This is a genomic window from Aestuariivirga sp., from assembly GCF_041738905.1.
Taxonomy (GTDB): domain Bacteria; phylum Pseudomonadota; class Alphaproteobacteria; order Rhizobiales; family Aestuariivirgaceae; genus Aestuariivirga.
Genome location: NZ_JBGSOZ010000211.1, coordinates 39,346 through 45,909, shown reverse-complemented (window position 1 = coordinate 45,909; position 6,564 = coordinate 39,346). Strand labels below are relative to the sequence as shown.

Genomic DNA, 6,564 nt, shown 5'->3' with positions numbered 1-6,564 from the left:
CGCATCGCAGAGTTCGTTCAGGTCCTTGCGGATGGTCTGCGGCGTCACGTCGAAACGCAACGCCAAGTCATCCACCGTCACGCTGCCGGCTTGCCGCGCGAGGACGAGAATCTGCTGTTGCCGTGGGCTTACGCCTTCCATCATCACTTTGCCTGCGAAAAACCTTCAATCGAAAACAAGGCCCGACTGCCTGTCTTATCAAAGCTCGTATTTCATTTTTTTTCGGTTTTCGCAATCTTGCAGTGCACAATAAGTTCGAAATTTTGCTTATTGACCTTCGTTTTGTTTCAAGTGATAGTTTGTCGCAGGCGTGAATACAAACCAACGCCGGTGTTCTAGGGAGGACCACAATGAAACTGAAATATCTGGCTTCGGCAGCAATCCTGGCGCTCGTGGCGTCCACGAGTTCCAGCCTTGCCGACATCGAAGCCGCCAAGAAATGGATCGATTCCGAATTCCAACCCTCAACCCTGTCGAAGGACGACCAGCTCAAGGAACTAGAATGGTTCATCAAGGCGGCGGAGCCCTTCAAGGGCATGGAGATCAATGCGCTCTCCGAAGGCATTCCGACGCATGACTACGAGTCCAAGGTGCTGACCAAGGCCTTCGAGGAAATCACCGGCATCAAGGTGAACCACCAGATCCTCGGCGAAGGCGAAGTCGTCCAGGCCGTGCAGACGCAGATGCAGACCAATCGCAATCTGTATGACATTTACGTCAACGACTCCGACCTGATCGGCACGCACTCTCGCCTGCAGCAGGCCGTGAACCTCACCGACTTCATGGCGGGCGACGGCAAGGACGTGACCAACCCGATGCTCGACCTCGCCGACTTCATGGGCGCGAGCTTCACCACGGGCCCGGATGGCAAGCTCTACCAGCTGCCCGACCAGCAGTTCGCCAACCTCTACTGGTTCCGCAAGGACTGGTTCGACCGCGCCGACCTGAAGGAAAAGTTCAAGGCCAAGTATGGCTACGATCTCGGCGTGCCGGTGAACTGGTCCGCCTATGAGGACATCGCGCAGTTCTTCTCCGAGGACGTCAAGGAAATCGACGGCGTCAAGATCTACGGCCACATGGACTACGGCAAGCGCGCGCCCGACCTGGGCTGGCGCATGACCGATGCCTGGCTGTCGATGGCTGGTGCCGGCACCGCTGGCGAGCCCAACGGCATCCCGATCGACGAGTGGGGCATCCGCATGGAAAAGGGTTCGTGCAACCCGTCCGGCGCGTCCGTCTCGCGCGGCGGCGAAACCAACGGTCCCGCCTCGGTCTATGCCATCGCCAAGTGGGACGAATGGCTCAGGAAGTATGCGCCTCCCGGAGCCGCAGACTACGACTTCTACCAGTCGCTGCCGGCCTTGGCCCAGGGCAATGTCGCCCAGCAGATCTTCTGGTATACGGCCTTCACCGCCTCGATGGTGGCTCCCAAGGCCGACGGCAACAATACGGTCGACGATCAGGGCACGCCGCTCTGGCGCATGGCCCCGTCGCCCCATGGCCCCTACTGGAAGGAAGGCCAGAAGATCGGCTACCAGGACGTGGGCTCATGGACAATCCTGAAGTCGACGCCGACGGACCGCGCCAAGGCTGCCTGGCTCTACGCCCAGTTCGCCGTGTCGAAGACCGTCGACGTGAAGAAGAGCCAGGTTGGCTTGACCTTCATCCGCGACTCCACGGTACGTCACGAATCCTTCTCTGAACGTGCCCCGAAACTCGGCGGCCTCGTCGAGTTCTACCGCTCGCCGGACCGCGTGCGCTGGTCTCCCACGGGCATCAACGTTCCGGATTATCCGAAGCTGGCCCAACTCTGGTGGCAGCAGATCGGTGACGTGAACTCCGGCGCCTTCACGCCGCAGGAAGCCATGGACCGTCTTGCCGGTGAGATGGAGCAGGTCATGGCCCGCATGCAGGCCGCCGACGAAGCCAACAAGACCTACGGCGGTTGCGGCCCCCGTCTGGCTGAGCCGAAGGACCCGTCCGAGTGGCTCGGCAAGGCTGACGGCCCCAAGGCCAAGCTCGAAAACGAGAAAGAGCCCGGCCAGACCGTCGCCTATGAAGACATCGTGAAGCGCTGGCAGCAGTAAGCCGGCACGAGCGGAGCGCGGGACCAAGAACCTCCCGCGCTCCCGTCCCTCTTCCATTCCGGCGCGGCCGGAGTGATGCTCACATACTGCCCTGACAGTACAGGCTCATGTCCCTCGAACTCATCGACATCACCAAGCGCGTGGGCGCCGAGACCCATATCCATCCCACGTCGCTCGTTCTGCCTGAAGCATCGTTCAACGTGCTGCTGGGTACGACGCTCGCCGGCAAGACCACGCTGATGCAGATCATGGCGGGCATCCAGAGGCCGACATCGGGCACCATCCGATTCCACGGCAAGGACGTCACCGGAGTGGCCGTCCAGAAGCGCAACGTCTCGATGGTCTATCAGCAGTTCATCAATTATCCGAACTTCAGCGTCTACGACAACATCGCCTCCCCCTTGCGGGTCGCAGGCATGACCGCCATCGAGATCGAACGCCGTGTGATGGCCGCCGCCGAGCTGCTGCGGCTGAAACCCATGCTGAAGCGCAGGCCTTCGGAATTGTCCGGCGGGCAGCAGCAGCGCACGGCAATTGCCCGCGCCATCGTCAAGGACTCGGACCTGATCCTTCTCGACGAGCCGCTCGCCAACCTCGACTACAAGCTCCGCGAAGAATTGCGCGACGAGCTGCCGAAGCTTTTTGCAGGGCGCAACGCCATCGTCGTCTATGCGACGACCGAGCCTTCGGAGGCACTGCTCTTCGGCGGCAACACGGCGACGCTTCACGAGGGCCGCATCACGCAGTTCGGCCCCACCTCCGCCACCTATCGCACGCCCAAGGACCTCACCACCGCGCAAGTGTTCTCCGATCCGCCGATCAACACGGCCGCCGTCGAGAAGCGCGGCAACAGGCTGATCCTGACCGATGGAACGTCATGGCCCGCGGGAGCGGCAGGAGCCAGCCTGCCCGATGGCAAATATACGTTCGGGATCAGGCCGCATCACGTCACTCCAATGGCCTCCGAGGCGGGCACGGGAGAAATCCTGGGCCGCGTGCTGGTGACCGAGCTCTCGGGCTCCGAAAGCGTCATCCATCTCGACGTCGGCGGGGCCACCTGGGTCTCGCAATCGCATGGCATTCATCCCTTCGAGGTCGGCGCGCCGGCAACGCTCCATGTCGACATCGATCGCGGCTTGTTCTTCGCGCCCTCGGGCGAACGGGTGTCCTGATGGCTGAAATCCGCATCGAGAAGCTCCGCCACTCCTACATGGCGAACCCGCAGACGGACGATGACTTCGCGTTGAAGCGGCTGTCGCTCACCTGGCAGGATGGCGGCGCCTATGCCCTTCTGGGCCCGTCGGGCTGCGGCAAGACCACGCTGCTCAATCTCATCTCGGGCCTGCTCGTGCCGACCGAGGGCACCATCAGCTTCAATGGCCGCGATGTGTCGCGCGCATCGCCCGAAGAGCGCAACATCGCGCAGGTGTTCCAGTTCCCGGTCATCTACGACACTATGACCGTCTATGATAATCTCGCTTTCCCGCTCCGCAACCGCGGCGTCGCCGAAGCCGAGATCAGGACGCGCGTCACCGAGATCGCCGAGATGCTCGAACTGACGAAGACGCTGAACAACCGCGCCTCGGGCCTCACCGCAGACGGCAAGCAGAAGATCTCGCTGGGCCGCGGCCTTGTCCGTTCGGATGTCAATGTCATCATGTTCGACGAGCCGCTCACCGTTATCGACCCGCACCTGAAATGGCAATTGCGCTCGAAGCTGAAGGAGCTGCATCTGCGCACGAGGCGCACCATGATCTACGTGACGCATGACCAGACCGAGGCGTTGACCTTCGCCGACCAAGTGGTGGTGATGAATCTGGGCGAGGTGGTGCAGGCCGCAACGCCGGTCGAGCTGTTCGAGAAGCCGCAGCACACCTTCGTCGGGCACTTCATCGGCTCGCCCGGCATGAACGTGCTGCCTTGCGAGGTGAGAGGCGGCAAGGCCCATTTCGGCGGCGAGGTGCTCAGCGTCGGCAATGGCGAGGCGGCGACCGGCAAGGGCCGCACCGAGATCGGCGTCAGGCCCGAATTCGTCACGATTGCCGGGGATGGCATGGAGGCCGACGTCGTTCGCGTGTCGGACGCTGGCCGCTTCCGCATCGTGGAGACGAAGGTCAAGGGCCATACGGTCAAGCTTCTGGTAAAGGAGGGGGACGCGGTGCCGGAGGGCCGCACGCGCCTCGCCTTCGATCCATCGCATACGCATATCTACGAGGATGGCTGGATGGCGGGGAGCCGCTCATGACCAAGACACAGAACAATCGCGCCTGGTGGCTGGTCCTTCCCGTCTTCCTGATGGTGGCTTTCAACGCGCTGATCCCGCTGATGACAGTCGTCAACTATTCGGTGCAGGAAACTTTCGGCAACAACGAGTTCTTCTGGTCGGGAACGACATGGTTTCAGCAGCTCCTGGCCGATGACCAGTTCCTCGACTCGCTCCGCCGCCAGGTCATCTTCACGGCCACCGTGCTGGTGATCCAGATTCCGCTGGGCTTGAGCATCGCGCTGTGCATGCCGCGCAAAGGGCCATGGGTCTCGGTCTGCCTCGTGCTCATGTCGCTGCCGCTGCTGGTACCGTGGAACGTCGTGGGCTCCATGTGGAACATCATGGCACTGCCTGACATCGGCCTTCTCGGCAAGGGCCTCAACGCGCTGGGCATTCCCTTCAACTACACGCGCCAGCCCATATCGGCCTGGTTCACCGTCATCCTCATGGATGTCTGGCACTGGACCTCGCTCGTGGTGCTGCTGTGCTACGCTGGCATCGTCTCGATCCCCGACGCCTATTATCAGGCGGCGAAAGTCGATGGCGCCAGGCCCTGGGCGGTGTTCCGCCACATCCAGCTGCCGAAGCTGAAGCACGTTCTCACCATCGCCATCCTGTTGCGCTTCATGGACTCGTTCATGATCTACACGGAGGTGATCGTGCTCACCGGCGGCGGTCCGGGCTCGACCACCAAGTTCCTGTCGATCGACCTCGTGCAGAAGGCGCTGGGGGGCTTCGACCTCGGTCCCGCCGCCGCCTTCTCGATCGTCTACTTCCTGATCATCCTGCTGCTGAGCTGGCTGTTCTACACCCTCATGATGCGCAACGAGGCCAAGTGATGAGCAAGCGCTATCTCGTTCCTCTGATCTACATCATCTTCCTGATGCTGCCGATCTACTGGCTGCTCAACATGTCGTTCAAGACCACGAACGAGATCCTGGGCGGCTTCACGCTCTATCCGCGCGAGTTCACGCTGGCGAGCTACCAGACCATCCTCAACGACCCGACCTGGTACATGGCCTATGTCCATTCGCTGGTCTATGTCGGGCTCAACACGCTGTTCTCGGTGGCTGTGGCGCTGCCCGCGGCCTATGCCTTCTCGCGCTATCATTTCCTCGGCGACAAGCACCTGTTCTTCTGGCTGCTGTCAAACCGCATGGCGCCGCCCGCCGTCTTCGTACTGCCCTTCGTCCAGCTCTATTCCTCCGTCGGCCTCTTCGATACGCACATCGCCGTAGCGCTGGCGCACACGCTCTTCAACATTCCGCTCGCGGTCTGGATTCTCGAGGGCTTCATGTCGGGCGTACCGAAGGAACTCGACGAGACGGCCTATGTCGATGGCTACTCGTTCCCCTCCTTCTTCGTCCGCATCTTCCTGCCCACGATCTCGGCCGGGATCGGCGTCGCCGCCTTCTTCTGCTTCATGTTCTCCTGGGTCGAGATGCTGCTGGCCAAGAACCTAACATCGGTGGCCGCCAAGCCCATCGTCGCCGCCATGACGAAAACGTCGAGTGCATCGGGCTATGAGCTGGGTCTGCTGGCGGCGGCAGGCGTGCTGACCCTTATTCCCGGCGCCATCGTCATCTACTTTGTCCGCAACTACATCGCCAAGGGCTTTGCCCTGGGCCGCGTCTGAGAGGAAGCCATGACCGGAGCGGGAGGCATATTCGATCTGGCCTGGATGGCCTGGACCTGGCAGACGGGACTGTTCTTCATCTTCATCTTCGGCTCCATCGCGGCCATGGGCGTCTGGGAATACTATTCGCCCGGCGGCGATCCGCGGCGCGGCGTCTTCGCCCTGGAAACGACCCGCGGGGACAGGCTGTTCATCACGCTGCTCGGATCATGTTTCATTTTCCTCGCCTGGCTGGGATTCTATGGAACCCCTCTCTGGGGAGGACTCGTTCTGTCTCTCATCTGGGCGGTCTTCGTGTTTCGCCTGGTGTGATGGTTCAATCGATGAGGCCCGGCGGAGTCTCATGATCACGCCAGGGTGGTCGAGTTCATGCTCCTGCCGCTTACGCTCGGCGTTTGCGGTAAGCAGCAGGTCGGCAAGACAGGACATGGACGCTCTGTCTGCGGCCGCCTGAATTGATTGCTGCCAGGAGCTTTCAGATCGCGTTTGCCCAGAGACACAGTCGCGCTAGTCTGACCACGTCTTGATTCTGGAGAAATGAATGCCTGCAATCTATAGCGATCTTGAAGGACAGG

The 6,564-nt window shown here is 61.6% G+C and carries 7 protein-coding genes; 6 read left to right on the top strand and 1 reads right to left on the bottom strand.

Annotated elements, in window-relative coordinates; translation table 11 throughout:
• Window positions 1-144: DeoR family transcriptional regulator (locus ACEW8Q_RS20900; RefSeq protein WP_373506003.1), on the bottom strand; the 144-nt coding region annotated here is incomplete at its 3' end.
• A 206-nt stretch (window positions 145-350) separates the two neighbouring features.
• On the opposite strand from ACEW8Q_RS20900, the gene ACEW8Q_RS20895 reads away from it, so the two are divergent.
• The 6 genes from ACEW8Q_RS20895 to ACEW8Q_RS20870 all read left to right on the top strand — a co-directional run bounded on the left by ACEW8Q_RS20895 (window position 351) and on the right by ACEW8Q_RS20870 (window position 6,301).
• A complete protein-coding gene (locus ACEW8Q_RS20895) occupies window positions 351-2,087 on the top strand; it encodes an ABC transporter substrate-binding protein (protein ID WP_373506000.1) in 1,737 nt (578 codons plus the stop codon).
• 107 nt (window positions 2,088-2,194) lie between these two features.
• Complete coding sequence (locus ACEW8Q_RS20890; protein WP_373505999.1) at window positions 2,195-3,259, top strand: ABC transporter ATP-binding protein; 1,065 nt, start codon at window positions 2,195-2,197, stop codon at window positions 3,257-3,259.
• Complete coding sequence (locus ACEW8Q_RS20885; RefSeq protein WP_373505998.1) at window positions 3,259-4,332, top strand: ABC transporter ATP-binding protein; 1,074 nt, start codon at window positions 3,259-3,261, stop codon at window positions 4,330-4,332. Before ACEW8Q_RS20890 ends, ACEW8Q_RS20885 begins: the two co-directional genes overlap by 1 nt.
• On the top strand, window positions 4,329-5,192 hold the full coding sequence (locus ACEW8Q_RS20880; RefSeq protein WP_373505997.1) for a carbohydrate ABC transporter permease: 864 nt from the start codon (window positions 4,329-4,331) through the stop codon (window positions 5,190-5,192). Before ACEW8Q_RS20885 ends, ACEW8Q_RS20880 begins: the two co-directional genes overlap by 4 nt.
• Complete coding sequence (locus ACEW8Q_RS20875; RefSeq protein ID WP_373505996.1) at window positions 5,192-5,989, top strand: carbohydrate ABC transporter permease; 798 nt, start codon at window positions 5,192-5,194, stop codon at window positions 5,987-5,989. The genes ACEW8Q_RS20880 and ACEW8Q_RS20875 overlap by 1 nt, the downstream gene beginning before the upstream one ends.
• Window positions 5,990-5,998: 9 nt before the next feature.
• Window positions 5,999-6,301: a DUF2160 domain-containing protein gene (locus ACEW8Q_RS20870; RefSeq protein ID WP_373505995.1), complete on the top strand. Its 303-nt coding sequence runs from the start codon at window positions 5,999-6,001 to the stop codon at window positions 6,299-6,301.
• Window positions 6,302-6,564 lie beyond the last annotated feature (263 nt).